Raw genomic sequence first — 26,791 nt, 5'->3', positions numbered from 1 at the left:
GCCCGGTGCGGGCCCGGACCGGACGGTCCGGGCGCACCGGGCGGGCCCGGACCGGGGCCGTCCGCGCACGCGCTGGCCGCCGGGCGGTCCGGCCCGGCGGCCACCGCCTCAGCGGTTGCTGCGCAGCAGCGTGCGCATGGTGCGCATGGCCACCGAGAGGTTCGCCAGGTCGAACGTGTCCGAGCTGCGGATCTCCTCCAGCGTGGCCCGCGCCCGGCCCAGGATCGCGGCGTTCTTCTCCTCCCACGCCTTGCAGCGCTGTTCGGGCGTGGCCGCCGCGTCCCCGGCGGCGAGCACGTCGGCCGTCAGGAGCTGGTGGGCCGCGTACAGGTCCTCGCGGATCGCGGCACGCGCCATGGACTGCCAGCGGTCCGCGCGCGGCAGCTCGCTCACCCGGTCCTGGAGCTGGGTGATCTTCAGCCGGTCGGCGAGGTCGAAGTACACCTCGGCGACGTCCATGAGGTCGCCCCCGGTACGGTCCGCGACGGCGACGATGTCCAGGGCCGGGAAGACGGAGGAGAAACCGGCGACGCGGCTGGCCAGCTCGGCCGGCACCCCGGCGGACACCAGGTCCTCGTGCATCCGCTCGTACCCGGCCAGGTCCTCGCCCTTGAGCAGCCCCGGCAGGCGGGACCACACCGCCTCCACCCGCTCGCGGAACACCTCCACGGTGTCGGCCAGCACCAGCGGCTGCGGCCGGTTGCCCAGCAGCCAGCGCGCGGCCCGCTCCGCCAGGCGGCGGCAGTGCAGCCGCAGGCGCGTCTGCGTCGTGGCGTCCACCGTGTTGTCGAGCGTCTCCACCTCGTCCCAGAAGCGCGCCACGTCGAAGATCGCGCGGCCGGCGGTGTGGGCGCGGACGACCTCCTCGATGGAGGCGCCCGACTCCTCCCGCAGCCGGTGCAGGAACGTGGAACCGCCCATGTTCACCGTGTCGTTGACCAGGACCGTCGTGACGATCTGGCGGCGCAGGGCGTGCGCGTCGATCTCGTCGGGGAAGCGCTCGCGCAGCGGCAGCGGGAAGTAGCAGTGGGCCAGTTCCCGCAGGTAGGGGTCGTCGGGCAGCCCGGTGTGCAGCAGCTCCTCGGTGACGGTGATCTTCGCGTAGGCCAGCAGCACCGCCAGCTCCGGCTGGGTCAGTCCCAGCCCGTTCGCGGCCCGCTCGCGGATCTGCCGGTCGGTGGGCAGGTGCTCCAGGCCCCGGTCCAGGCGGCCGGAGCGGGAGAGGGCCCGCATGAAGCGGTGGTGGGCCTGGAGCAGCCCGGGAGCCGTCTCCAGCGCGTTGGCCAGCGCCACGTTCTGCGCGTAGTTCGTCCGCAGCACGATCTCGCCGACCTCGTCGGTCATCTCCGCCAGCAGGGCGTTGCGCTGCTTGACGGTCATGTCGCCGTTCCCGACGACGGCGTTGAGCAGGATCTTGATGTTCACCTCGTGGTCGGAGGTGTCCACCCCGGCGCTGTTGTCGATGGCGTCGTTGTTGACCCGGCCGCCGGACTTCGCGTACTCGATCCGGCCGAGCTGCGTCAGGCCGAGGTTGCCGCCCTCGCCGACGACCTGGGCGCGCAGCTCCTCGCCGTTGACGCGGATCGCGTCGTTGGCCTTGTCACCGACGTCCTGGTCCGACTCGCTGGTGGCCTTGACGTAGGTGCCGATGCCGCCGTTCCAGAGCAGGTCCACCGGCGCCCGCAGGATGGCCTGCATCAGCTCGGAGGGGGTGAGCTTGGTGGCCGCGCCGTCCAGCCCGAGCGCGGCACGGACCTGCGGGCTGACGGGGACGGACTTGGCGGTGCGCGGGAACACCCCGCCGCCCGCCGAGATCCGGTCCGTGTCGTAGTCGGCCCACGAGGAGCGCGGCAGCTCGAACAGGCGGCGCCGCTCGGCGTAGGAGGCGGCGGCGTCCGGGTCCGGGTCGAGGAAGATGTGCCGGTGGTCGAAGGCGGCGACCAGGCGGATGTGCTCGCTCAGGAGCATGCCGTTGCCGAAGACGTCACCGGACATGTCGCCGATGCCGACGACGGTGAAGTCCTGCGTCTGGGTGTCGTGGCCCAGCTCCCGGAAGTGCCGCTTGACCGACTCCCAGGCACCGCGCGCGGTGATCCCCATGCCCTTGTGGTCGTATCCGGCCGAGCCGCCCGAGGCGAAGGCGTCACCGAGCCAGAAGCCGTAGGAGGCGGCCACCTCGTTGGCGATGTCGGAGAACGTCGCGGTGCCCTTGTCGGCGGCGACGACGAGGTAGGTGTCGTCGCCGTCGTGCCGCACCACGTCATCCGGCGGCACGACCTCGCCCCCGGCGAGGTTGTCGGTGATGTCGAGCATGCCGGAGATGAACGTGCGGTAGCAGGCGATGCCCTCGGCCAGCCAGGCGTCGCGGTCGGCGGCCGGATCGGGCAGCCGCTTGCCGACGAACCCGCCCTTCGCGCCGACCGGCACGATGACGGTGTTCTTCACCTCCTGCGCCTTCACCAGGCCCAGGATCTCGGTGCGGAAGTCCTCCCGGCGGTCGGACCAGCGCAGCCCGCCGCGGGCGACCTTCCCGAACCGCAGGTGCACGCCCTCCACGCGCGGCGAGTACACCCAGATCTCGTAGCTCGGCCGGGGCGCGGGCAGGTCCGGGATGGCCTGGGGATCGAGCTTCAGGGCCAGGTAGTCGTGCGGCACGCCGTCGGACGTCCGCTGGAAGTAGTTCGTGCGCAGGGTGGCCTTGATGACGGTGAGGAACGACCGCAGCGTGCGGTCCTCGTCGAGGTTGGCCACCGAGTCCAGCGCGCCGTCCAGCTCCTCCAGCAGGCCGTCGGTCAGCTCGGTGCCCGCGCGCTGCCGCTCGGGGGCCAGGCGCGCCTCGAAGAGGCTCACCAGCAGCCGGGTGGTGTGCACGTTGCGGCGGAGCGTCTCCTCCATGGTGGCCTGGCCGAACTTGGCCCCGGCCTGCCACAGGTAGCGGGCGTACGCGCGCAGCACCATGGCCTGCCGCCAGGTCAGCCCGGCGGCCAGCACGAGGGCGTTGACGCCGTCGTTCTCGGCCTGGCCGCGCCAGACGGCGGCGAACGTCTCCTGGAAGCGCCGCCTGGCGTCCTTGCCCAGGCCCCGCACGTGGGCCTCGGGCAGCCGCAGCCCGAAGTCGTAGATCCAGGCCCGGCTGCCGTCGGCGGTGCGCAGCTCGTAGGGCCGCTCGTCGACGACCTCGACGCCCATGGACTGGAGGATCGGCAGCACCGCGGACAGCGAGACGGGCTGGCCGGTGCGGTAGATCTTGAACCGCCGCTCGCCCGGTGCCGCGCCGACCGGCTCGTACAGGCTGAGCGCGAAGCCGTCACCGTCCGGGGCGTCGGCCAGCTCCACCAGGTGCTGGAGGTCGGCGACGGCGGCGCGCGGCGGGAAGTCGGCCTTGTACCCCTCGGGGAAGACGTCGCTGCCGAAGCGCCGGGCCAGCTCGGCGGCGCGCTCCTCGCCGCACTCGGCGACCAGGGCGTCGGCGAAGCCGTCCGCCCAGGACCTGGCGGCCTCCGCGAGGCGGGCCTCGATCCGGTCGGCGTCGGCGTCGGTGAGGGTGCCCAGCGCCGTGCCCGGTTCGACGCGGACGACGAAGTGCAGCCGGGAGAGCACCGACTCGGTGTTCCACGCCGTGAAGTCGACGCTCGCGCCGCCCAGCTCCTCGGTGAGGATGTCGATGAGCCGCAGCCGCACGGCGGTGGTGTAGCGGTCGCGCGGGAGGTAGACGAGCGCGGAGTAGTAGCGGCCGTACTCGTCCTGGCGCAGGAACAGCCGCAGCCTGCGCCGCTCCTGGAGGTAGAGCACGGAGGTGGCGATGGAGCGCAGCTCGTCCACCGGGATCTGGAACAGCTCGTCGCGCGGGTAGGTCTCCAGGATCTGGAGGAGGTCCCGGCCGTCGTGGCTGTCGGGCGTGAAACCGGCGTGCGACAGCACGGCCTGGACCTTGCGGCGGATGACCGGGATCTGCCGGACGGTCTCGACGAACGCGGACGCGGCGAACAGGCCGAGGAAGCGGCGTTCCCCCACGACGTTGCCCTCGGCGTCGAACTTCTTGACCCCGACGTAGTCGAGGTAGGAGGAGCGGTGGACGGTGGCGCGGCTGTTGGCCTTGGTGAGCACCAGCAGCCGGTGCTCGCGCGCCTTGGCGCGGGCGTCGGGGGTGAGCCGGTTGAAGGACGGCGAGACGGGGTGGCCCTCGTCGTCGGTGCTGTGCGTCGGATCGGCGCGCAGGATGCCGAGACCGGTGCCGGGCACGGGCTTGAGCACGTCCTCGGCCTTCGGCTCCCCGGAGGAGCGGCCCAGTTCGTACTCGCGGTAGCCGAGGAAGGTGAACCGGTCGTCGGCGAGCCAGCGCAGCAGCTCGCGGGCCTCGGTGACCTCCTGCTCCGGCAGGTCGTCGGTGGCCTCGTCCGGCAGCCCGTCGGCGATGGCCAGCGCGGCGCCGCGCATCTTCTGCCAGTCCTCGACGGCCTCCCGCACGTCGGACAGGATGCGCCGCAGGTCGAGGGTGATCTGCTGGAGCTGGCTCTGGTTCGTCTCGCGGTCGATCTCGACGTGGATCCACGACTCGGTGACGGCGTCCGGCGGCAGCTCCGTGCTCGCGTGCGTGCGGGCCCGCGGCGAGTGCGGGTCGCGCCCGGCGTCCAGCACCTCCAGGAGCTTGCCCGTGACGTCGCGCCGGACGATGACCTGCGGGTGGATCACGAGGTGGATGGCCCGGTCCTGCCGGGTCAGCTCGTTGGTGACCGAGTCGACGAGGAACGGCATGTCGTCGGTGACGACCTCCACCACGGTGTGGGTGCACGTCCAGCCGTTCTCCTCGACCGTCGGCGTGTAGACCCGCACGTTGGCGGTGCCCTGCGGCCGGTGCTGGGCGAGCCGGTGGTGGGACAGCGCGGCCCCGAGGACGTCGACCGGCTCCCGGTCGGCCAGGTCCTCCGGCGCCGTGTGCAGGTAGTACCGCTGGAGGTAGGCGTCCAGGGCCCCGGCGGTCAGGCCCTGGGCCGGGAGGCTCCCGGTGGGGCTTCCGTCAGCGGCCCGGACGGCTCCTGCGAGCAGCTCGGCCTTGGCTTCGTCCAGCTTGGTCTGCATGTCCTCTGGCTCCTGTCGCGCGCCGTTGCGTGACGTCAGATGGCGGTGGCGGTCCGGGGACGTGTGCCCACGGAGCCGGACATGACGCCGGCGCACGGCGGCGCCGTGCGGATCCGTCGTCGTGCCGGGGGGATCGGCCAGCGGCCGGGACCGCCCCGCGCGGGGCGCGGACGGCGGGCGGGGAGGGCGGCGTCGCCCCGGTCCCCTGGCCCGGCTATCGCACTGATCACGGGTCCAGGCTATCGCCCCGCGGCCGGGGGCCGTCATGGGCCGCATGTGTACAAAAGCGGAGCCGTGCGTTGGACACTCCGGACAGCGAAGGCACCGTCCGGACGCCCTGCCGCCCGGACGTTCGGTTCCGGCGTGCGGCCGGGGCACGGCCCGGCCGCACGCGGGCGTTCAGGCGGCGACGCGCTCGGCCGTCTCGACGGCCTCGGCCAGGCTGTCCACCACCGGGACCCCGGCCCGTTCCAGGCTGGCCCTGCTGTGCGACCCGCCGGTGTAGAGCACCGCGTGCGCGCCGACGTGGGCGGCGGCCAGCGCGTCGTCCACGGCGTCCCCGATGACGACGGTGCGGGAGGCCGCCACGTCGCCCAGCGTGGCGAGGTGGCGGGCCATGTGCGCGGCCTTGCCGTGTCCGGACACCGCCGTGGTCAGCCCGTCCACCCGGACGAAGTGGTCCTCGATGCCGTGCCGCCGCACCAGCGGCACCAGGTGGTCGTGCGGGGCCAGCGAGCACAGCGACTGGGTGCCTCCGGCCGCCTGCCGGGCCGCCAGCAGCTCCGCCGCGCCGCGGGCGAGCGTCACGGTGTCCACCCGGTCGAAGTAGTGGCGGTGGAAGACCTCGTTGAGCACCGCGAACTCCTCGTCCGTGGGCAGGGTGCCGGTGAGCTTCTCGTAGAAGCGGGGCACGGGCACGCAGTACAGCTCGCGGTAGCGCTCCAGCGTGATGGGCTCGATGCCGACCTCGGCGAAGGCGAGGTTCGTCGCCTCGATCACCGCGTCGATGTCGTGCAGGAGTGTGCCGTTCCAGTCCCACACGATGTGGATCGTCTGCCGCGCCGGTGCCATGTCCCGACGATACGGGCCGCCACCGGCCGTCCGGCATCCCGTTCCACGGGACGGACGCCCCGGACGGCCGCACCCGGGCGCCGGTGGGGCGGGCGGCGGTGGGAGCGGGCTGAGGGGGCGGGCTGAGGGGGCGGGCCGGTGGAGGCGCGCCGGGACCGGGTCCGCTCAGAGCAGGTGCTCGATCTCCTGGGTGGCGAACCACAGCAGTTCGTGGTCGTCGGCGCCGTCCACCGTGAAGCGGGCGTCGTCGTCGCCCTCGTCGGCGGCGGGCAGTGCCCGCGCGGCGGCCCGCACGTCCTCCTGCGCCTCCTCGGCGTCCAGGTGCACGGCGGCGGCCCGGGACAGCGGCACCGCGGCGTCCAGCCGCACCTGGCCCAGCGCCACCGGGTCCAGGGCGTGGTCGGCCGGGCGCACCGAGGCGTCCGGCACCTCGACGGCCGCCACGACCCGGCGCCGGGGCGCCGACGGGTCGTCGGCCAGCAGCCGCAGCGAGGCGAGGGCGGCGCGGCCGAGCGCCGCGTACTCCAGCTCCTCGATGTCGTCCGACAGGTACCACTCGCGCAGCGCCGGGGTGACCGCGAAGGCCGTCAGCGGTGCGGGACCCAGCTCGCCCTGCCGGTGCGCCACCGCCAGCCGGGGAAGGGTCAGGGGAACGTAGAGGCGCATGACTGCCGCTTTCGTGTGAGGCCGGTGCCGGGTGCCCGCCAGCATACGGGCCGCGGACCGGCTGGGCCGGTCGGGTGCGTCCGGCCGGTGCCGGCCTCCCGGCGCAGGTCAGCGGCGCACGGAGTCAACGCGGAAGGCCCCGGCAGACCGGATAGGTGAACACCGGACGCGTGCCGCGGCCCCGTGCGGGGTGTTTGCGCACGGGTCACGGTCTCGCTACAACCGGTGCCGGAAGCTACTGCCCGGTAGCACCGCTCGCCGCCGGGCGTCCGGACCGCCGGACCACCCCATTCCCGCACCACTCCCACCACGGGGACCACATGACCGCCACCCACGGCACCCGCCGGCCACCCGGCCGCACCGACGCCCGACGCCCGTCCCGCACCGCGCTCGCCGCCGCCCGCCGCGGCGCCCGCGAACGGCTGCCGCACTACTGGTTCGCCCACCGGCTGCTGCTCGTCCTCAGCGGTCTGCGCCCCGTGCACACCCTGCTCGGGCACACCAACGACACCGCCTACGACCAGCTCGTGCGCATCGCCCCGCTCGCCCCACTGCGGGCCGCCGCGGCGGGACGTCCCGCCGCCGCCCCCGTGCTGCTCCAGGTGGGCTGCGCCACGCCCGGTCCCGGCGCGCTGGAGGCGTACGCCCGCATCCGCAGCGGCGACCGCACCCGCGCGTTCGCCTTCCGGCTGGAGCAGACCGGCTCCCGCTGGCGCTGCGCCGCCGTGGAACTGGACGTCCGGCCGGTGGGCTGACCCGGACGCCGGTGCCGGAACGCGGAGAGGCGGGGAGGCCGGACGCACCCGTCCGGCCTCCCCGCCCCACGTCAACACCTCCGCGTCGCCGCACCCGCGGCACGCGGCGGTCACTTCTTGCGGCGACGGCCGCCCTTCTGCGCCTTGCGGCGCTCGGCGCGGGTCATGCCGTCGGCCGAGGAACGCGTCGTCGGGCCGTCGGCCTCCGCCTCGAAGTCGCCCTCGACGACACCGCCCTCGCCGTCGACCGTCGGCGCCGAGAAGTGCAGCCGGTCGGGGCGCTGCGGGGCGTCCAGGCCCTTGGCCCGGATCGCCGGACGGGCGCCCGCGGGAACGGCGTCCCCGGCCCCGGCCGGCTCCGGCGTCGCGCCCGTGGGCCGCGCCTCCTGCACGGGGACCTGCTCGACCTGCTGCTCGACCTGGACCTCCAGGTTGAACAGGTAGCCGACGGACTCCTCCTTGATGCCGTCCATCATGGCCTGGAACATGTCGTAGCCCTCCCGCTGGTACTCGACCAGCGGGTCCTTCTGGGCCATGGCCCGCAGCCCGATGCCCTCCTGGAGGTAGTCCATCTCGTAGAGGTGCTCACGCCACTTGCGGTCCAGCACCGACAGCACCACGCGGCGCTCCAGCTCGCGCATGATCTCCGAGCCCAGCTCCTGCTCGCGGGCCTCGTACTGCGCGTGGACGTCGTCCTTGACGGCCTCGATGAGGAAGTCGGCGGTCAGCCCCTCGCGGTCGCCCGCCTCCTCCTCCAGCTCCGCGACGGTCACCGAGACGGGGTAGAGCTGCTTGAAGGCGCCCCACAGCCGGTCCAGGTCCCAGTCCTCGGCGAAGCCCTCGACCGTCTCGGCGTGCACGTACGCCTCGATGGTGTCGTCCATGAAGTGCCGCACGTGATCGTGCAGGTCCTCGCCCTCCAGGACGCGGCGGCGCTCGGCGTAGATGACCTCGCGCTGCCGGTTCAGCACCTCGTCGTACTTCAGGACGTTCTTGCGGATCTCGAAGTTCTGCTGCTCGACCTGCGACTGCGCCGAGGCGATGGCCCGGGTGACCATCTTGTTCTCGATCGGCACGTCGTCGGGCACGTTGGCCATCGCCATGACGCGCTCGACCATCTGCGCCTTGAACAGCCGCATCAGGTCGTCGCCCAGCGAGAGGTAGAAGCGGGACTCGCCCGGGTCGCCCTGACGGCCGGAGCGGCCGCGGAGCTGGTTGTCGATGCGCCGCGACTCGTGCCGCTCGGTCCCCAGCACGTAGAGCCCGCCCAGCTCCTTGACCTCCTCGTGCTCGGCCTTGACGGCCGTCTCGGCCCGCTCCAGCGCGGCCGGGAGCGCCTCGGCCCACTCCTCGATGTGCTCGTCCGGGTCGTACCCCTTGGCACGCAGCTCGGCCTCCGCGATGGCCTCCGGGTTGCCGCCGAGCTGGATGTCCGTACCGCGGCCCGCCATGTTCGTGGCGACCGTCACCGCGCCCTTGCGGCCGGCCTGCGCGACGATCGCGGCCTCACGCTCGTGGTTCTTCGCGTTGAGCACCTCGTGGCGCACGCCGCGCTTGGTGAGCTGCTGCGAGAGGTACTCGGACTTCTCCACCGAGGTGGTGCCGACCAGGATCGGCTGGCCCTTCTCGTGCTTCAGCACGATGTCCTCGACGACGGCGTCGAACTTGGCGACCTCGGTGCGGTAGATCAGGTCGGCCTGGTCCGCGCGGACCATCGGCCGGTGCGTGGGGATGGGCACCACGCCGAGCTTGTAGATCTGGTGGAACTCCGCGGCCTCGGTCATCGCCGTACCGGTCATGCCGGAGAGCTTGTCGTAGAGGCGGAAGAAGTTCTGGAGGGTGATCGTGGCGAGCGTCTGGTTCTCGTCCTTGATGTCCACCCCCTCCTTCGCCTCGATCGCCTGGTGCATGCCCTCGTTGTAGCGGCGGCCCGCGAGGATGCGCCCGGTGTGCTCGTCGACGATCATGACCTCGCCGTCGATGACGACGTAGTCCTTGTCCTTCTTGTACAGCTCCTTGGCCTTGATGGCGTTGTTGAGGTAGCCCACCAGCGGGGTGTTGACCGACTCGTAGAGGTTGTCGATGCCCAGCCAGTCCTCGACCTTGGCGACGCCGGCCTCGTGGATGCCGACGGTCCGCTTCTTTTCGTCGACGTCGTAGTCGCCCGACTCCGGCTTCTGGAGCCGCACGTCGGCGGGCTCGCCGCGCTCCAGCCGCTTGACCAGTTTGGCGAAGTCCCCGTACCACTTCGTCGCCGAGTCCGCCGGACCGGAGATGATCAGCGGGGTGCGGGCCTCGTCCACGAGGATCGAGTCCACCTCGTCGACGATCGCGAAGTTGTGGCCCCGCTGCACCAGCTCGTCCTTCGACCACGCCATGTTGTCGCGCAGGTAGTCGAACCCGAACTCGTTGTTCGTGCCGTAGGTGATGTCGCAGGCGTACTGCGCGCGGCGCTGCGCCGGGCTCATGTTGGCGACGATGCAGCCGACCTGGAGGCCCAGGAACTTGTGGACGCGGCCCATCATCTCCGAGTCGCGCTGCGCCAGGTAGTCGTTGACGGTGATGAAGTGCACGCCGTCCCCGGAAAGGGCGTTGAGGTAGGCGGGCAGCGTACCGACGAGGGTCTTGCCCTCACCGGTCTTCATCTCCGCGACGTAGCCCGTGTGCAGCGCGGCACCGCCCATGATCTGCACGTCGTAGTGGCGCTGCCCGAGCACCCGCTTCGCGGCCTCGCGCACGGTGGCGAACGCTTCGGGGAGGAGGTCGTCCAGGCTCTCGCCTCCGGCGTACCGCTCCTTGTACTCGTCGGTGAGGGCACGCAACTCGGCGTCGGAGAGGTCCAGGAAGTCCTCTTCGATGGAATTCACCTGGTCCGCGATGCGGTGCAGCTTGCGCAGGATTTTGCCTTCGCCTGCACGCATGAGCTTGTTGAAGACGGACACTAGGGCTGGTCTCCTTGCCGGTCGGGCCTGGCACGGTCGTGCGGTGCTTTGGCTTTCCCTCTCCCTGCCGAGGGCTGTCCCTCTGTCTGCCGAGGGCTGTGCCGCACCGGCCATCGTATGCGAGGGGCGACCGCCCCAGTACCCCCAACGTGCCGGGGCCGCGATACGTGCCCGCGGACGCGCGGGACAATCGCGCCATGGACCCCGTGACCCTCACCACCGGACGGCTGCTGCTGCGCGCCCTGGAACCGCGCGACGCGGACGCCGTCCTCGCCGCCTGCCAGGATCCGGAGATCCCGCGCTGGACGAGCGTGCCCGACCCCTACGAGCGCGAGCACGCCGAGGACTTCGTGCACAACGTCAGCCCCGCCGGGTGGCGCGACAACACCCTGTACAACTTCGGCGTCTTCACCCTCGCCGGTGATCTGGCCGGGTCCGTGGGCCTGGTCCAGCTCGACCGGCTCCACACCGCCGAACGGCAGGCGGAGCTGGGGTACTGGACGGCCAGGGAGCACCGCGGGCACGGCTACACCGTCGAGGCCGCCCGCGCGGTGGTGGACTGGGCGTTCACGGCACTGGGCGTGGAACGCCTGGAGTGGTGCGCGCACGTCGGCAACGAGGCGTCGCGGGCCGTGGCGGTGCGCCTCGGGTTCGTCATGGAGGGCGTGCAGCGCGCCCGCATCCTCCACCGGGGCACCCGGCAGGACGCCTGGACGGCGGCGCTGCTGCCCTCGGACTGGGGCCGCCGGAGCCTGACCCCCTACCTGCCCTCCGCCTGACCCGGGCCCCGCCTGTCGGTGGCCGCCTCTAGGGTGACGGGCATGACTGCTGCCCCGGCTCCCGTGCTGTCCCTGTCCGCAGACGAGGCCCGGCGCATCGCGCTGCGCGCCCAGGGACTGCTGGGCGCGCCCGACCGCGGGGCCGGGGTGCGCGGGGTGCTGCGGTCACTCGGCGCGGTGCAGCTCGACACCATCTCCGTGCTCGCCCGCTCGCACGAGCTGGTCCCCTACGCCCGGCTCGGCGCGGTGGGCCGGGCGGCGGTGGAGTCGGCGTACTGGTCGGGGGGCCACGCCTTCGAGTACTGGTCGCACGCCGCGTGCGTGCTGCCCGTCGAGGAGTGGCCGTACTTCGCGTTCCGCCGCCGCGCCTACCGGGAGCGCGGCCAGCGCTGGCACCAGCTGGCCGACCGCGAGGCGGCCTGCGCCCGGGTCCGGGAGCGGCTCGCGGCGGACGGCCCGCTGACCGCGACCGAACTCGGCGGCGCGAAGAACGGCGGCGTCTGGTGGGACTGGTCCGAGACGAAGATCGCCGTGGAGTGGCTGCTGGACACCGGTGAGGTGGTGTGCGGCGAGCGGCGCGGCTGGAAACGGGTGTACGACCTGGCGGAACGGGCCGTGCCCGGCCGTCTGTTCCACGACGGCCTGGACGACGCCGCCTGCCTGCGCCGGCTCGTCGCCCAGGCCGGAGCCGCCCTCGGCGTCGCCACCCGGGCGGACCTCGCCGACTACCACCGGCTGCGCGGTGAGCAGGTCGCCTCCGTCATAGCGGACACCGGACTGGTGCCGGTCGAGGTCGAAGGGTGGGGCAAGCCCGCCTGGGCGGACCCGTCCGCGCTCGCCGCGCCGCCGCGCGGCCGCCACCGCACGACGCTGCTCTCACCGTTCGACTCGCTCATCTGGGACCGGCCGCGCACCGAGCGCGTCTTCGGCTTCACGCACCGCCTGGAGGCGTACGTGCCCAAGCCCAAGCGCGTCCACGGCTACTTCGCCATGCCGCTGCTGGCGGGCGGACGGCTGCTGGGCCGGGTGGACCCGGCGCGGGAGGGGCGCACGCTGGTGGCCCGCCAGGTGTCACTGGACGGGCCGCGCGCCGCCGCCCCGATGGCCGCCGCGCTGTGGGAGGCGGCGGGCTGGGTCGGCTGCGACGACGTCCGCGTGGAACGCTGCGACGATCCGGCCCTGGCCGCCGCGCTGACCGGCGAACTGGCCGGAACCGGACCGTCCGGCGGCTGAGAGCGGCCCGGCACCCGCACCCGCGTCGGCCCCGGCGGCGGGCGCGGGTGCGGGCGAGCGGGTGCGCTTGTGGCGTGCGGGCTGGCGGGCTGGCTAGCGGATTTCCAGGATCTTCTCGCGCATCGCGTAGACCACGGCCTCCATCCTGGAGTGGAGCTGCAGCTTCTCCAGGATGTTGCGCACGTGGTTCTTCACCGTGTTCTCGCTGATGAACAGCTCCTTGGCGATGTCCCGGTTGTTCATCCCGGTCGCCACCAGCTTCAGCACCTCCAGCTCCCGGTCGGTCAGCCGGGGCGCGGGGACGAGCTTGCTCTCGTCCGTGCGCTGGATCATCGACTTGAACTCGGTCAGCAGTTTCGCCGCCATGGACGGGCTGATCTGCGACTGCCCGTCCGCGACGGCGCGGATGGCCGCGCACACCTCGTCGGTGGAGATCTCCTTGAGGAGGTAACCGGTCGCGCCCGCCTTGATCGCGTCGTAGAGGTCGGCCTCCTCGTCGCTGATCGTCAGCATGATGATCTTCGCGCTGGGCGCCACCTCCTTGATCGCGGTGCACGCCTCGATGCCGCCGCGCCGGGGCATCCGCACGTCCATCAGCACGATGTCGGGCAGCAGGTCGGCCGCCTTCGCCACGGCCCCGTCCCCGTCCCCGGCCTCGCCGACGACCTGGATGTCCTCCTCGGACTGCAGGACGATCTCCAGACCGCGGCGGAACAGTTCGTGGTCGTCGACGACCAGCACCCGGATGGGCTCACCCTTCTCGCCGTACGCGTCGTACGTCCGGGCCGGGGCGGCGCCCTGGTATCCGGCGGGCATCGTGGGCCCGAAGCTGTCCGCCATCGTTCCTCCCCCAGCAGGGCAATACCCGGTCGGCACCAACCGGGTTGAGCACGCCGCCGGTTGGTCGTGGCGCTCATGCTATCGGGGGCGCGCGCCCCCGCGGAGCGTCCGAACAGGCCGAACGTGGCACCGTGCGGGCACCGGCCGCCCCGGCCGGGCCCTCCAGGCCCGGCCGGGGCGGCGGCAGCGGCCGGTCAGCCGCCCAGGGAGCCTCCGGCGCCCGGCGGCACCTCGTCCGCGAAGGGGTCGGGATCGAGGTGGATGACGCCGTAGTCGTAGGCGTGACGCCGGTAGACGACGCTGGGCTGCTTGGTGTCGGAGTCGACGAACAGGTAGAAGTCGTGGCCGACCAGCTCCATCTCGTAGAGCGCCTGGTCCAGGGTCATCGGGGCGGCCTTGTGGGTCTTCTCGCGGACCACCAGCGGCCCGTCGCCCTGCACCTCCAGGGGGCCCGCCTTCCGCACCGCCGGCGCCTCCTGCGCCTGCTCCTCTCCGGCGCCCAGCTCGCCGTTGCCGTTCAGTGTGGCGACACCCGGCACGGCCGCGGCGACGTCACTGGCCGGAATGCGGGCGGCGCCGCGGCGCGAGATGCGCTTGTCGTGCCGGCGGCGCAGCCGGGCCTCCAGCTTCTCGGCCGCGAGGTCGAGCGCCACGTACGGATCGGCCGCCGCCGCCTCCGCCCGGATCACCGGGCCCCGGTGCCGCAGCGTGATCTCCACCCGGTCGCTCCGGTCGGCCTGGCGGGGGTTGGGCTCCTTGGACACCTCAACGTCCAACCGGATCACCTTGCCGTCGAGCTTCTGGACCTTCTCCAGCTTCAGCTTCTCGGCGACGTGCTTCCGGAACCGCTCGGGTACCTGGGTCTTACGGCCCTTGACGACGATGTCCACGCAGAACTCCGTTCCCGGACCGCTCCGCCAGCCGGACGGAGCGCGTCCTTGGTGCGCTGAGGCCGGCAGCTCCCGGTGAACCCCGGTCGCCCTCCGGCACTACGTCGGGTTGCGACTCCACCTCCTTCTCCCCCATCGGGAAGATCGCCACCCACTCCCGAGAGGGGGCGGCCGGTGAGGACCGGTGCGCGGCGGGCCGCGCTGACTCCGTTCGCGGGGACGTCCGCCGATGGGCGGAATGCGGAACGCTTCGTCTCCTCTATACCGAACGTACCCCTACTGGGGGAGAGTCGGCACCCCCTACCGGCGCGTACTCCTCGTCGCAAACTCCGTGTGCGGTTGTCCCCGGCCGCCGGGCGGCGTCCGGTAGGCCCTTCCTGCCCCGGCGCGACTCCCCTCATGCACCGTGATGCTCACCAGCCGCCCACACCCCGGTCACCACGCCGTTCCCCGGCGCCGCCCACGCGTGGCACCCTCACCCGTTCGGACGCGCACCGGGGCGGGCGGGACCGGTGCGGCGGCCACCACGGCGGCGCCCAGCAGCCGCCCCCCGGCCGCCGAGACGGCACGGGCGGCCTCCGCCAGCGACGCGCCGGTGGTCATCAGGTCGTCCACCAGGACCACCGGGCCGTCGCCCAGCAGCCGGGCACCGGCCGCGGGAACCGCGAGGGCGCCCGCGAGGTTGCGCCGCCGCTGCCCGGCGCCCAGCCCCGACTGGTCGGCCACCTCCCGCTGCTGCCGCAGCACGCCGAGCACCCGCGCGGGCACCCCGTCCCGCCGCAGTGAGGCCGCCGCGGCCAGCGCCATCCGGCGTACCGGGTCGTGACCGCGGGCCGCTACCGCGGACCTGCCCGAGGGCACCGGCACCAGCAGCGGCACCCCGCCCGGACCCGCTGCGCCCCGGCCTCCGTCCGGGCCCGCGCCCCAGCCCGTGACGCCGCCGAGCACCGCGCGGACAGCCCCGGCCAGCGCGGCGCCCAGCGGATCCGTCAGCCGCAGCGCGCCGCGCTCCTTGTGGGCCAGCAGCACGGCACGCACCTCGTCCGCGTACGCCCCCGCCGCGTACACCGGCAGCCCGCCCGGCACCGCCGCCGCCGGCGCGACCGGCACCGCCCCGGCGGACGCCCCGCGCCGCGCGTCACCGGTCAGCAGCCCCCGGCAGCGTCCGCACAGCGCGGCGCGCGGCGCCCCGCACCCCGCGCACTCCGCCGCGAGCACCAGATCCGCCAGCTCCTGCCACCAGCCGCGCACGGTGACCGCCCCCTCTCGTTCTCCGGGCAGCCCCGTGCTCCCGAGGCGGAGCTACCCCGGATACACCGGCGCGGAACCGCTGTCGGTGACCTCGTGCCAGTCCCCGTCGCGCGGCAGCCGCACGATGCCCTCGGCGGAGTCCGCCAGCAGCGGCTTCTCCTCGTCCTCCGAAGCGGCGATGCTCTCGATCTCGTTGACGCCGGGCAGCTTGGCGGGCACGCCGGGCGAGCCGTCGGTGGACATCACCCGCACCTGCTGGACGCCGCCGGACTCCTTGCCGACGACCACCAGCCTGCTGTCCCCCGCCCAGGACACCGCCACCACGTTCTCCAGCTGCGGGGCGACCGGACGCAGCCCCGTCACCGTCGCGCCCGGCTCGCCCGCCGCGTCGTTCTCCCGCTCCACGCGGCCGAGCCACAGCATCGTCCGGTCGTCCTCCCGCACCAGCAGCGCGATGCGGATACCGTCCGCCGCGACACGCAGCGCCTCGACCCGCCCCTCGCCCAGGCCCCGCACCTCGACCGGCTGCGCGTCCCCCCGGCCGCCCGGCAGGCGCAGCAGCCGCGGGTCGCGCGGATCCCGGTCGGCCACCCACAGGTCCCCCAGGCCGTCCCAGCTCGGCGCCGTCAGCCGGTCCTGCTCCCGGGCACCGCCGCTGGTCACCACCGGGTCCCGGAAGCCCTCCCCCTCGTGCAGCGGCTCCACGTACAGCCGGAGGCCGTCCAGCGAGACGCCCGCCCCCCAGGACTCGTCGCGGCTGACCGCGACGTGCTGCATCGGCAGCGAACGGGTGCCGAACGGGCCGTCCACCGGCAGCCCGCTCTCCTGCTCCTCACCGAGCGACAGCAGCCGCCGCTCACCGTCCAGGTAGTACTGCATCGGCGACTGGCCGTTCAGCATGCCCGGCGCGTAACCGCGCGCCTCCTCGCGGCCGAGGCCGCACAGCTCGGTGCCCCGCGCGTCGGCCAGCGAGACGCGTCCCACCCGGGTCGAGGACTGGTCGTCCACGGTGTGCAGCAACTGGGCGGCCATCCGCACGCACTGCGTGCGGTCCACCCGCAGCGGCTGCCCCTCGTCGCCGGTGGTCAGCCGCACGTCCAGCGCGCCGGAGTCGTCCAGCGCCAGCCGCTGCCGGGGGGCGAGCCGCACGCCGGTGGGGAACGCGGACGTCACCACCGGGTGCAGCCAGTTCGTGGGACCGCTCAGCAGCGCCCGCACCGTGTCGGCGACCGGATCGATGCGGCGGCGCAGATACACCGGGTCCGCCACCAGCACGTTCCGGCCGCTCGGCAGGGCGCGCGCCTCCTGGCCGAGACCGGCGAAGTAGTAGGTGTTCACCGAGCGGTAGATCCGCTGGAAGTCGGCCTCCCCCAGCACCAGCCCGTCCGGGAGCTGGTCGATGCGCCACTGGCCGTCCACCTTGCTGAGGTGGAACCCGGCCAGGTACGGGCCCTCGTCGGGAGCGTAGGAGTGCTTGCCGTCCACCTCCGCGACGCGCGTGCCGGTGACCTCGACGGTGTAGCCGCTGCCCTCGGCGTCCGGCAGCACGCCGCCGGGCGGCACGTCCGGACCGCCGGAGACGACGGTGGTGCCGGCGAACGGGTTCCAGGCCGCGGCCTGCTCCTCGGTCAGGTACTCGCGGGCGGTGGCGTAGTCCGCCTCGTCGCTGGTCGTCGCCTCCAGGAAGCCGCGCACGATCTGCGGCGGCTGCTCCCCGGGCTGCGGCGGCACACCGAAGACCCGCACCTGCGACTCGGCGTCGGACCGCTGCGGGGCCTTGACCGGCCGCACGTCGCCGCTGGACGGCATGGAGGCGCAGCCGGTGAGCAGTACGGCACAGGCCACGGACAGCGCCGCCGCGCCGCGCAGGCGGTCAGCTCTCATGGTGGCCGCCCCTCACCCGTTCGGAGTCGGCCCCGACCGGCGGCGCGGGACGGCCGGACGGGCCGGACGGGGCGTGCCCCGCGCCCGCGGCCTGACCTGACGCGGGCTCGGCAGGACGACCGGAGCCGCCGCCAGGCGCGCCACCGGAGGCGCCGCCGGGCGCTCCTGCGACGCCTGCGACGCCGGGGGCGCCCTCGCCGGACGGGGCCAGGGCCTTCACCCGGGCGGACCGGCGCCGCCGCGAATCCACCGGCTCCAGCGGGACCGGCGAAGCGCGCAGGGGTTCGCCCGCCGTGCACGGCAGCGTCAGCCGGAACTGCGAGCCGCCGCCGGGCTCGCCCCACGCCTGGAGCCAGCCACCGTGCAGCCGGGCGTCCTCGATGGCTATGGACAGGCCCAGCCCCGTGCCCCCCGTCGTACGGGCCCGGGCCGGGTCGGCCCGCCAGAAGCGGTTGAACACGCGCTGCGCCTCTCCGGGCTTGAGCCCCACCCCGTAGTCCCGCACGGCCACGGCCACCGCGCCCTCACCCTCGGCGAGCCGGATCACCACGTCCCGCCCCTCACCGTGCTCGATGGCGTTGACGACGAGGTTGCGCAGCACCCGCTCGACGCGGCGCGTGTCGGCCTCCGCCATCACCGGCTGGTCCGCACCCACGATCCGCACCCGGCTGCCCTTGGCGTCCGCGAGCGGCTGCGCGCCCTCCACCACCCGGCGGACGACCTCGCCCAGGTCCGTCGGCGCCGCCTCCAGCGCGGCGGCCCCCGCGTCGAACCGGCTGATCTCCAGCAGCTCGGCGAGCAGCGACTCGAAACGGTCGAGCTGGCCGAGGAGCAGCTCGGCCGAGCGCGCCGTCACCGGGTCGAAGTCCTCCCGCGCCTCGTGGATCACGTCCGCGGCCATCCGCACCGTGGTCAGCGGGGTGCGCAGCTCGTGCGACACGTCCGAGACGAAACGCCGCTGCATGCGCGACAGCTCCTCAAGCTGCTGGATCTTCAGCTGGAGACTCGCAGCCATCTTGTTGAACGACTCACCCAGACGGGCGATGTCGTCCTCGCCCGTCACCTTCATCCGCTCCTGGAGCCGCCCGGCGGCCAGCCGCTCGGAGATCCCGGCGGCCATCCGCACCGGCGTGACGACCTGGCGCACCACCAGCCAGGCGATCGCGCCCAGCAGCACCACGACGAACACCCCGGCCGTCGCCAGGGTGCCCTTCACCAGGGCCAGCGACTTCTCCTCCTGGGTGAACGGGAACAGGTAGTACAGCTGGTACGGGTCCCCGTTGGCGTCGTTCAGCCGCTTGCCGATGATCAGCGCGGGCTGGCGCTCCCCGTCGGAGCGCACGATCTCGCCGTACTGCTGGTGGGTGTCGGAGCTGGCGTCCAGCTCCCTGCGCATCTCCTGCGAGACCGACTGCTCCGGACGCACCTCCCCGAAGGCCCGGGGACCGCGGGTGTTGCCCGCGTCCTCAGTGGCGAACGGCATGGTGACGTCCTGGGAACTGAGCGTCACCACCGAGTACACGCCCTGGCCACCGCTGGCGAGCTGCTGCACGAGCTGGGTGAGCCAGGCACCGGCGTTGACCACACTCGGCCCGCCCTCGGCCGGGTCCGCCCCGCTGGCGGCGCTGTCGGCCAGCTGCCGGGCCACGGCGAAACCCCCGGCCGCCTGGCTCTGCGCCGCCTGCTGCTTGGCGTCGAGCAGCCCGTTGCGGACCTGCCCGATCACCACGACACCCAGCACCAGCACGACGCCGAGCGACATCACCAGCGTCGCCGCGACCACCCGGAGCTGGATGTTGCGCCGCCACAGCCGCACCGCGGGCAGCAGCGGCCGCCGCACCCAGCGCACGAACATGCGGAACAGCGGATGGGCACGGCCACCGGTGGCGCCTTCGGCGAGCAGCCCCTCGGGGAGGAGCTGCCCCGCGCGCCGCACCGGCCCGAGGACACCTGGCGCGGACCGGGGACCGGCCTCCCGCCCCGTCCCCGCCTCCGGCGGGACGGAACCGCGCCCGGCCATCTCAGCTCGGCCCCGCCTTGTACCCCACACCACGCACCGTCACCACGATCTCCGGCCGCTCCGGGTCCTTCTCCACCTTGGAGCGCAGCCGCTGCACATGGACGTTGACGAGCCGGGTGTCGGCCGCGTGCCGGTAGCCCCACACCTGTTCCAGCAGCACCTCCCGGGTGAAGACCTGCCAGGGCTTGCGGGCCAGCGCCACCAGCAGGTCGAACTCCAGCGGCGTCAGCGCGATGGACTGCCCGTCCCGCTTCACCGAGTGCCCCGCCACGTCGATCACCAGATCGCCGATGGCCAGCTGCTCGGGGGCCGGCTCCTCCGAACGCCGCAGCCTCGCCCGGATGCGCGCCACCAGCTCCTTCGGCTTGAACGGCTTGACGATGTAGTCGTCGGCGCCGGACTCCAGGCCGACGACGACGTCCACCGTGTCGCTCTTCGCCGTCAGCATCACCACCGGCACCCCGGACTCCGCCCGGATCAGCCGGCACACCTCGATGCCGTCCCTCCCGGGCAGCATCAGGTCCAGGAGGACCAGATCGGGCTTGGTCTCCCGGAAGGCGGCGAGCGCCTTGTCGCCGTCCGAGACGAACGACGGCTCGAATCCCTCGCCCCGCAGCACGATGCCGAGCATCTCGGCCAGTGCGGTGTCGTCGTCAACGACGAGGACGCGTCCCTTCATGCGTTCATCATCCCATTACCTGTCGGTGGTGCCTGTGCGCGTGATCGGGTACACAGCTCGGCCAGGCTCTCACGGGTCACCGGCGAGACCACTCCCGCTTCCGTGACGATGGCCGTGACCAGCTCGGGCGGCGTCACGTCGAAGGCCGGATTGTAAGCCTGCGCGCCCAGCGGTGCGATGGCGAACCCCGGGGCCAGCTCCGTCACCTCCTGGCTTCCACGCTGCTCCACCTCGATGGCGGAGCCGCCGTCCGTGTTCAGGTCCACCGTCGTCAGCGGCGCCACCACAAGGAAGGGCACGTGGTGGTAGCGGGCGAGCACCGCCAGCGGGTAGCTGCCGACCTTGTTGGCGACCGACCCGTCCGCGGCGATCCGGTCCGCACCGACGAGGACGGCGTCCACCTCACCCGCCGCGAACAGCGAACCGGCCGCGCTGTCGGGCAGGACGGTGTAGGGCATGCCCTCCCGGGCCGCCTCGAAGGCGGTCAGCCGGGACCCCTGGAACAGGGGGCGCGTCTCGTCCACCCACAGCCGCCGCAGCTCCCCGGCCCGGTGCACGGCCCGCACCACCGCCAGGGCGGTGCCCTCACCACCCGACACGAGCGTGCCCGTGTTGCAGTGGGTGAGCAGCCGGAGCCCGCCGCCGGGCAGCAGCTCGCGCAGCAGCGCCCAGCCGTGCTCGGCCATCCCCGCGCTGGCCCGGACCTCCTGCCGGTGCAGGGCTCTCGCCTCCTCCAGGGCGGCGGCCGCCGCCCCCTCGGCGCCGGCGCCCCGGGCCCCGGCCTCCCGGAAGGCCCGCACCGCACGCCGCACCCCGTAGGCCAGGTTGACCGCTGTGGGACGCGCCTGCGCCAGCCGCTCCGCCGCCTCCTCCACGTCGTACCCCCGTGCCGCGGCCAGCGCGACGCCGTACGCGCCCACCACCCCCAGCAGCGGGGCCCCGCGCACCCGGAGCGCCCGTATCGCTCCCACCAGCGCGGGCACGTCCGTACAGACGTACTCGCTCTCCTCCTGCGGCAGCCGGGTCTGGTCGAGCAGCACCACGACCGGGCCCTCCGGCGGCTCGGCCCAGCGCAGGACGGGTACCGCTGTCGCTTCGTGATCAGCCATCCGCCCAGTCTGCCCGCTTCCCGCCCGCAGGGGCAGGGCCCCGTACACGGCACGGGCCCCCATGACACGATGGCTGCCAGCCAGTGCCCCCGTGACCGAGGTGATGAGCAGTGAACGACTCTCCGGGCTGGGCGTCTCCCGGTGCCTCCGGGTCCGGATCCTCCGAGGACCGCGGCCGGGACCCGTCCGACAGCGCCGCGCAGGGCCCGGCCGGACCGCCGCAGCCCACGGGCTGGTCCACCGAGCAGCCGCCGCCCGCCGCACCCGGCGGCTGGGGACCGGCACCGCCGCCCCCGCCCGGCACGCCCCCGTCCGGCGGCCCGGGACAGCCGCACGGCTGGGGCGGCGGACGGCCCGACTGGCGGTTCGCACCCGCCGCCAAGCCCGGCGTCATCCCGCTCCGGCCACTCGGCGTGAGCGACATCCTCGACGGCGCCGTCTCCACGATGCGCGCCCACTGGCGCCCGGTGCTCGGCATCGCCCTCGGGGTCGCGGTGTGCGTGGAGCTGATCGCCACCCTCGTCACCGGCCTGTGGTTCAGCGACAACCGGGCGATGGCCGCTCTGCAGAACGACCCCACGCCGACGACCGACGAACTGACCGACGCGATGAGCACCACGTTCAGCAACGAGGGCGTGGGCATGCTCGCCGCGATGATCGGCACCGTCATCGCCACGGCCATGCTGACCATGGTCGTCAGCCGCGCCGTGCTGGGCCGGTCGGTGACCGTGGCCGAAGCGTGGCAGGACGCCCGGCCGCTGCTGCTGCGCTTGCTCGGCCTGCTCCTGCTCATCACGCTCATCATCGTGGGCGTGCTGCTGCTCTGCCTCCTCCCCGGGCTGCTCCTCATCGCCGCCGGGGCCAGCGCAGCCGGCGCCGCGCTGGTGCTCCTCGGCGCCCTGGCCGGGATCGCCGCCATGATGTGGCTGTGGATTCGCTACTGCCTCGCCGCCCCCGCCCTCATGCTGGAGCGCGGCGGCGTCCTCGGCTCCCTGCGCCGCTCCGCCAAGCTGGTCCGCGGCTCCTGGTGGCGGCTCTTCGGCATCCAGCTCCTGGCCGTGCTGCTGGTGATGGTGCTCGGCTTCGTCATCTCCCTGCCGGCCCAGCTGCTGGCGGCGGCGGTCAGCGGGGAGCCCGGCGGGCTGCTGGGCGTACCGGCCACGTTCTCCTGGCCCTACCTCATCGTGCTGGGCATCGGCGCCGTCATCACCTCCACCATCACCCTGCCGTTCAGCGCCGGGGTGACGGCGCTCCTCTACATCGACGCCCGCATCCGCCGCGAGGCGCTCGACCTCGAACTCGCGCGGGCCGCCGGCGTCTCCGGAGCCTCGCCCCAGCACCCTCGGCCCGGCCCGCCCGGGAGCTGACACGATGACGCGTGCGACCACGGCACCGCACGCGGTGGTGCGGCCCGCGAGCGACGACGGTGTCCCGGTCACCATCGACCGGGACACCGCGCGGGAGGCCGCCGAACGGGAACTGTCCGAGCCGGTGTACCGCGCGGACGAGCCCGGCCTCGTCGAACGCGCCGTCAACTGGTTCCTGGACCGCGTCGCCGTGCTCCTCGACTCCGCAGTGGACGTCACCCCGGGCGGCTGGACCGGCCTCGCCGCCATCCTCCTCGTCGCCGTCGCCCTCCTGGTGGCGCTGCGGCTCCGGCTGGGCCCGCTGCGCCGCGCCCCGAGGCCGGGCGCCGCGCTCTTCCACGACGCGCCGCGCAGTGCCGCCGACCACCGCGCCGCCGCCGAACGGCACGCCACGGCCCGGGAGTGGACGGAAGCCGTCCAGGAACGCATGCGCGCCATCGTCCGCGCCCTGGAGGAACGGGCCCTGCTCGACCCCCGTCCCGGCCGCACCGCCGACGAGGCCGCCCGCGAGGCCGGTGAGGCCCTGCCCGGCCACGCCGCCGCCCTGCGCGCGGCCGCCCGCACCTTCGACGAGGTCACGTACGCCGGCCACCCCGGCACCGAACCGGCCCACGCCCGGCTGCGCGACCTGGACACGGCCCTGGAGCAGGCCAGACCCCGTCTCGTACGCCCGGACGGAGACACCGCGTGACCCCAGCGACCACGCCGACGACGTCCGTCTCCCCCACCGCCCGGCACCTGTGGACCCGCGCCCGGGGACTGCTCCTGGCAGCCGCCGTCCTCCTCGTGGCCGGCATCGTCATCGCCGTCGTCCGCTCGGGTGAACAGCACGGCTCCCTCGACCCCCGCTCCCCCGACCGGGCCGGAAGCCGGGCGATCGCCGAACTCCTCGAAGAACGCGGCGTGGACGTCACGGTCGTGACCACCACCGAGGAGGCGGTACGGGCCACGGCACCCGGCGCCACACTCCTCGTCACCCGCCCCGACCTCCTCGGGGACCGGCAGCTCGCGGCACTGCGGACGGCGACCTCCCCCAGCGGGGGCCGTACCGTCCTGCTCGCCCCAGGACCCGGTGCCGCCTCCACCCTCGCGCCCGGGGTACGGGCCGTGGCCGCCGTGGAATCCGCCACGCTCGGCCCCGCCTGCCCGGCCGCCTTCGCCCGCCGGGCCGGGACCGCCGATCTCGGCGGCATCGGCTACGCCACCTCCGCGGACCCCGTCGACGCGTGCTATCCCAGCGAGGACCTGCCCACACTGCTGCGCGTCCCGGCGGAAGCGGGCGGCGACACCGTCGTCACCGGCTCCGCCGACTTCCTCCGCAACGACCGGCTCGACCAGCACGGCAACGCCTCCCTCGCGCTCCAGCTCCTCGGCTCCCGTGGTCATCTCGTCTGGTACCTCCCCTCGCCCGCCGACCCCGCCGCCCAGGACGCCGCCGACGAGAGCCTGATCGGCCTCGTCCCCGACGGCTGGCGGTGGGGCGCACTGCAACTCGCCGTCGCCGTCGCCCTCGCTGCCCTCTGGCGCGCCCGGCGCCTGGGCCCCCTCGTGCCCGAGCGGCTGCCCGTCACCGTGCCCGCTGCCGAGGCCACCGAGGGACGCGCCCGGCTCTACCGCCAGGCCCGCGCCCGCGACCGGGCCGCCGACGTCCTCCGCTCCGCCGCCCGTGCCCGCCTCGCGCCGCTGCTGGGCGTCCCCAGCGTCCAGGCGCACAGCCCGGAGCACCTCCTCGCGGCCCTCGCCGCACACACCGGCGACCGCCACGGGGCCGAAGCCGTCCTCTTCGGCCCTGCGCCCGCCGACGACACGGCGCTCGTACGCCTCGCCGACGAACTCGACCTGCTGGAACGCCGCATCACCCCCTCTTCGACAGACAAGGACCTCTCGTGAGCGCCCCCTCCGCAGCCCACGCACGCGCCGCCCTGGAGTCCGTGCGCGGGGAGATCGCCAAGGCCGTCGTCGGCCAGGACGCCGCCGTCACCGGGCTCGTCGTCGCCCTGCTGTGCCGCGGCCACGTGCTCCTCGAAGGCGTCCCCGGGGTCGCCAAGACGCTGCTGGTCCGTGCCCTGGCGGCCACGCTCGACCTGGGCACCAAGCGCGTCCAGTTCACGCCAGACCTGATGCCGAGCGATGTCACGGGCTCGCTCGTCTACGACGCCCGGACCGCCGAGTTCTCCTTCCAGCCCGGTCCCGTCTTCACCCACCTGCTGCTCGCCGACGAGATCAACCGCACCCCGCCCAAGACGCAGGCGTCCCTCCTGGAGGCCATGGAGGAGCGGCAGGTGACCGTGGACGGCATGCCGCGCCCCCTGCCGGAGCCGTTCCTGGTGGCCGCCACCCAGAACCCCGTCGAATACGAGGGCACGTATCCGCTGCCCGAAGCCCAGCTCGACCGCTTCCTGCTCAAGCTCAACGTGCCCCTGCCCTCACGGGAGGACGAGGTCAGCGTCCTGACCCGCCACGCCGAGGGCTTCAACCCGCAGGACCTCCAGGCCGCCGGCGTCCGCACGGTCGCCGGTCCCGACGAGCTCGCGGCTGCTCGCGCGGCTGTCGCCATGACCGCCGTCTCAGCCGAGGTCACCGGCTACATCGTCGATATCTGCCGTGCCACGCGTGAATCCCCCTCACTCGCTCTCGGTGCCTCACCACGCGGAGCCACCGCCCTGCTCTCCACCGCACGTGCCTGGGCCTGGCTCACCGGCCGCGACTACGTCACTCCCGACGACGTGAAGGCACTCGCACTACCCACACTCCGCCACCGCGTCCAGCTTCGCCCGGAGGCGGAGATGGAGGGCGTCACCCCCGACAGCGTGATCAACTCCATCCTCGCCCACGTACCCGTCCCGCGATGAGCTGGTGAGTCGGTCATGGCCCTCACCGGACGCTCCGCACTCGTCGCCGCCCTCGGCACACTCGTCGTCGGTTTTCTGCTCCCCGGCTGGACCGGCCTCCTGGCCGTCCAGCTTCCCCTCGCGTTCGCCATTCTGTACGACCTTTTCCGGGCCGCGCCAGTACGAACGCTCCAGTTCACCCGTTCCGGTGATACATCCGTTCGACTGGGCAACGAAGCGGCCGTGCACCTCACCGTCACGAACCCCAGCCACCGCCTCCTGCGTGCCCGGTTGCGCGACGCCTGGCCCCCGAGCAGTTGGCGCCGGGGCACGGAGGCGGCGGCGTCCCGCCACGCCCTGACGATCCCCGCGGGCGAACGACGCCGCCTGACGACCACACTGAGCCCCGTACGACGCGGGGACCGGAACGCGGCACGCGTCACCGTCCGTTCGTACGGCCCGCTGGGCTTCGCGGCCCGGCAGGGCAGCCACAGCGTGCCGTGGAGCGTACGGGTCCTGCCCGCCTTCGAAAGCCGGAAGCACGTGCCCGCCAAGCTGGCGCGGCTGCGGGAACTCGACGGCCGCACCAGTGTGCTCACGCGCGGGGAGGGCACCGAGTTCGACAGCCTCCGGGAGTACGTACCCGGTGACGACACCCGCTCGATCGACTGGCGGGCGACAGCCCGGCAGTCCTCCGTGGCCGTACGGACCTGGCGTCCGGAACGCGACCGCCGCGTCCTGATCGTCCTCGACACCGGCCGCGCCGCCGCAGGACGGGTCGGTGACGTGCCCCGGCTGGACGCGGCCCTCGACGCCGCCCTCCTCCTCACCACGCTCGCCACCCGCGCCGGTGACCGCGCCGACTTCCTCGCCTACGACCGCCGGGTACGCGCGTCGCTCCAGGCACGCACCGCCAAGGACGCGCTGCCCGCGCTGGTCGGTGCCATGGCTCCGCTGGAAGCCGATCTGGTGGAGTTCGACGCCCGCGGCATGGTCTCCGCCGTCCTCCGCCGCGCCCGCCGCCACGCTCTGGTCGTCGTACTGACCGGCCTCGACGCCGCACCGGTCGAGGAGGGTCTGCTGCCGGCGCTTCCCGCACTCACCCAGCGCCACACCGTGCTGGTCGCCTCGGTCGCCGACCCGCGAGTGCAGGCCATGTCGGAACAGCGGGGCACCGTGGCTGGCGTGTACGAAGCTGCCGCCGCCGCACAGGCCCAGGCGGAACGGCGGCAGACGGCCGACCTTCTCCGCCGACACGGCGTCACCGTCGTCGACGCGGGCCCCGACGAACTGGCCCCCGCACTCGCCGACGCCTACCTCGCCCTCAAGGCCGCAGGCCGCCTGTAAGAAAGGGAAAGGGATCCGCAGGACGTGGAAACGTCCTGCCGGACCCAT

At 73.7% G+C, this 26,791-nt stretch carries 19 protein-coding genes; 8 read left to right on the top strand and 11 right to left on the bottom strand.

What is annotated here, in order from left to right; translation table 11 throughout:
• Nucleotides 1-108: 108 nt before the first annotated feature.
• The 3 genes from V1J52_RS07655 to V1J52_RS07645 form a co-directional block, all read right to left on the bottom strand.
• Nucleotides 109-5,079 carry an NAD-glutamate dehydrogenase gene (locus V1J52_RS07655; protein ID WP_330138888.1) on the bottom strand — a complete coding sequence of 1,657 codons (4,971 nt, stop codon included), beginning with the start codon at nt 5,077-5,079 and terminating at the stop codon, nt 109-111.
• A gap of 399 nt (nt 5,080-5,478) precedes the next feature.
• On the bottom strand, nt 5,479-6,150 hold the full coding sequence (locus V1J52_RS07650; protein ID WP_330138887.1) for an HAD family hydrolase: 672 nt from the start codon (nt 6,148-6,150) through the stop codon (nt 5,479-5,481).
• 165 nt (nt 6,151-6,315) lie between these two features.
• Complete coding sequence (locus tag V1J52_RS07645) at nt 6,316-6,816, bottom strand: DUF6912 family protein (protein ID WP_330138886.1); 501 nt, start codon at nt 6,814-6,816, stop codon at nt 6,316-6,318.
• Nucleotides 6,817-7,136: 320 nt separating this feature from the next.
• On the opposite strand from V1J52_RS07645, the gene V1J52_RS07640 reads away from it, so the two are divergent.
• Complete coding sequence (locus tag V1J52_RS07640; RefSeq protein ID WP_330138885.1) at nt 7,137-7,571, top strand: Rv3235 family protein; 435 nt, start codon at nt 7,137-7,139, stop codon at nt 7,569-7,571.
• Nucleotides 7,572-7,681: 110 nt separating this feature from the next.
• On the opposite strand, the gene secA is transcribed toward V1J52_RS07640, so the two are convergent.
• Complete coding sequence (secA, locus tag V1J52_RS07635) at nt 7,682-10,513, bottom strand: preprotein translocase subunit SecA (protein WP_330138884.1); 2,832 nt, start codon at nt 10,511-10,513, stop codon at nt 7,682-7,684.
• Between the two features lie 197 nt (nt 10,514-10,710).
• On the opposite strand from secA, the gene V1J52_RS07630 reads away from it, so the two are divergent.
• Nucleotides 10,711-11,292 carry a GNAT family N-acetyltransferase gene (locus tag V1J52_RS07630; protein ID WP_330138883.1) on the top strand — a complete coding sequence of 194 codons (582 nt, stop codon included), beginning with the start codon at nt 10,711-10,713 and terminating at the stop codon, nt 11,290-11,292.
• Between the two features lie 42 nt (nt 11,293-11,334).
• Nucleotides 11,335-12,525, top strand: a complete 1,191-nt coding sequence (locus V1J52_RS07625) for a winged helix-turn-helix domain-containing protein (RefSeq protein ID WP_330138882.1) — start codon at nt 11,335-11,337, stop codon at nt 12,523-12,525.
• Nucleotides 12,526-12,618: 93 nt separating this feature from the next.
• Here the strand turns inward: V1J52_RS07625 and V1J52_RS07620 are convergent, their stop codons facing one another.
• The 7 genes from V1J52_RS07620 to mtnA form a co-directional block, all read right to left on the bottom strand.
• Entirely contained in the window at nt 12,619-13,365 is a 747-nt protein-coding gene (locus tag V1J52_RS07620; RefSeq protein WP_443075747.1) for a response regulator, read from the bottom strand.
• A gap of 194 nt (nt 13,366-13,559) precedes the next feature.
• The gene (gene hpf / locus V1J52_RS07615) at nt 13,560-14,255 is read right to left on the bottom strand and encodes a ribosome hibernation-promoting factor, HPF/YfiA family (RefSeq protein ID WP_330138881.1); all 696 of its coding nucleotides are present in this window, start codon (nt 14,253-14,255) and stop codon (nt 13,560-13,562) included.
• Nucleotides 14,256-14,690: 435 nt separating this feature from the next.
• On the bottom strand, nt 14,691-15,506 hold the full coding sequence (locus V1J52_RS07610) for a ComF family protein (RefSeq protein WP_330138880.1): 816 nt from the start codon (nt 15,504-15,506) through the stop codon (nt 14,691-14,693).
• A 51-nt stretch (nt 15,507-15,557) separates the two neighbouring features.
• Complete coding sequence (locus V1J52_RS07605; protein ID WP_330138879.1) at nt 15,558-17,390, bottom strand: LpqB family beta-propeller domain-containing protein; 1,833 nt, start codon at nt 17,388-17,390, stop codon at nt 15,558-15,560.
• Nucleotides 17,380-19,410 carry an MtrAB system histidine kinase MtrB gene (gene mtrB, locus V1J52_RS07600; protein WP_443075746.1) on the bottom strand — a complete coding sequence of 677 codons (2,031 nt, stop codon included), beginning with the start codon at nt 19,408-19,410 and terminating at the stop codon, nt 17,380-17,382. The genes V1J52_RS07605 and mtrB overlap by 11 nt, the downstream gene beginning before the upstream one ends.
• A 1-nt stretch (nt 19,411) precedes the next feature.
• Nucleotides 19,412-20,089, bottom strand: a complete 678-nt coding sequence (mtrA, locus tag V1J52_RS07595; protein ID WP_165302778.1) for a two-component system response regulator MtrA — start codon at nt 20,087-20,089, stop codon at nt 19,412-19,414.
• Nucleotides 20,086-21,198, bottom strand: coding sequence for an S-methyl-5-thioribose-1-phosphate isomerase (gene mtnA, locus V1J52_RS07590; protein ID WP_330138877.1), 1,113 nt, complete (start codon nt 21,196-21,198; stop codon nt 20,086-20,088). The genes mtrA and mtnA overlap by 4 nt, the downstream gene beginning before the upstream one ends.
• Nucleotides 21,199-21,308: 110 nt before the next feature.
• Between mtnA and V1J52_RS07585 the strand changes: the two genes are divergently transcribed.
• Genes V1J52_RS07585 through V1J52_RS07565 form a run of 5 tightly spaced genes read left to right on the top strand, consistent with a single transcriptional unit; the run spans nt 21,309 to nt 26,743 of the window.
• Nucleotides 21,309-22,565 carry a DUF7847 domain-containing protein gene (locus V1J52_RS07585; RefSeq protein WP_330138876.1) on the top strand — a complete coding sequence of 419 codons (1,257 nt, stop codon included), beginning with the start codon at nt 21,309-21,311 and terminating at the stop codon, nt 22,563-22,565.
• Between the two features lie 4 nt (nt 22,566-22,569).
• The gene (locus tag V1J52_RS07580; RefSeq protein WP_330138875.1) at nt 22,570-23,256 is read left to right on the top strand and encodes a DUF4129 domain-containing protein; all 687 of its coding nucleotides are present in this window, start codon (nt 22,570-22,572) and stop codon (nt 23,254-23,256) included.
• Nucleotides 23,253-24,455: a DUF4350 domain-containing protein gene (locus V1J52_RS07575; protein WP_330138874.1), complete on the top strand. Its 1,203-nt coding sequence runs from the start codon at nt 23,253-23,255 to the stop codon at nt 24,453-24,455. The genes V1J52_RS07580 and V1J52_RS07575 overlap by 4 nt, the downstream gene beginning before the upstream one ends.
• On the top strand, nt 24,452-25,417 hold the full coding sequence (locus tag V1J52_RS07570) for an AAA family ATPase (protein WP_330138873.1): 966 nt from the start codon (nt 24,452-24,454) through the stop codon (nt 25,415-25,417). Before V1J52_RS07575 ends, V1J52_RS07570 begins: the two co-directional genes overlap by 4 nt.
• Before the next feature lie 15 nt (nt 25,418-25,432).
• The gene (locus tag V1J52_RS07565) at nt 25,433-26,743 is read left to right on the top strand and encodes a DUF58 domain-containing protein (protein ID WP_330138872.1); all 1,311 of its coding nucleotides are present in this window, start codon (nt 25,433-25,435) and stop codon (nt 26,741-26,743) included.
• The last annotated feature ends 48 nt before the right edge of the window (nt 26,744-26,791 follow it).

This window comes from Streptomyces solitudinis, from assembly GCF_036323765.1.
GTDB lineage: Bacteria > Actinomycetota > Actinomycetes > Streptomycetales > Streptomycetaceae > Streptomyces.
This window is presented reverse-complemented; position numbering and strand designations above follow the sequence as displayed.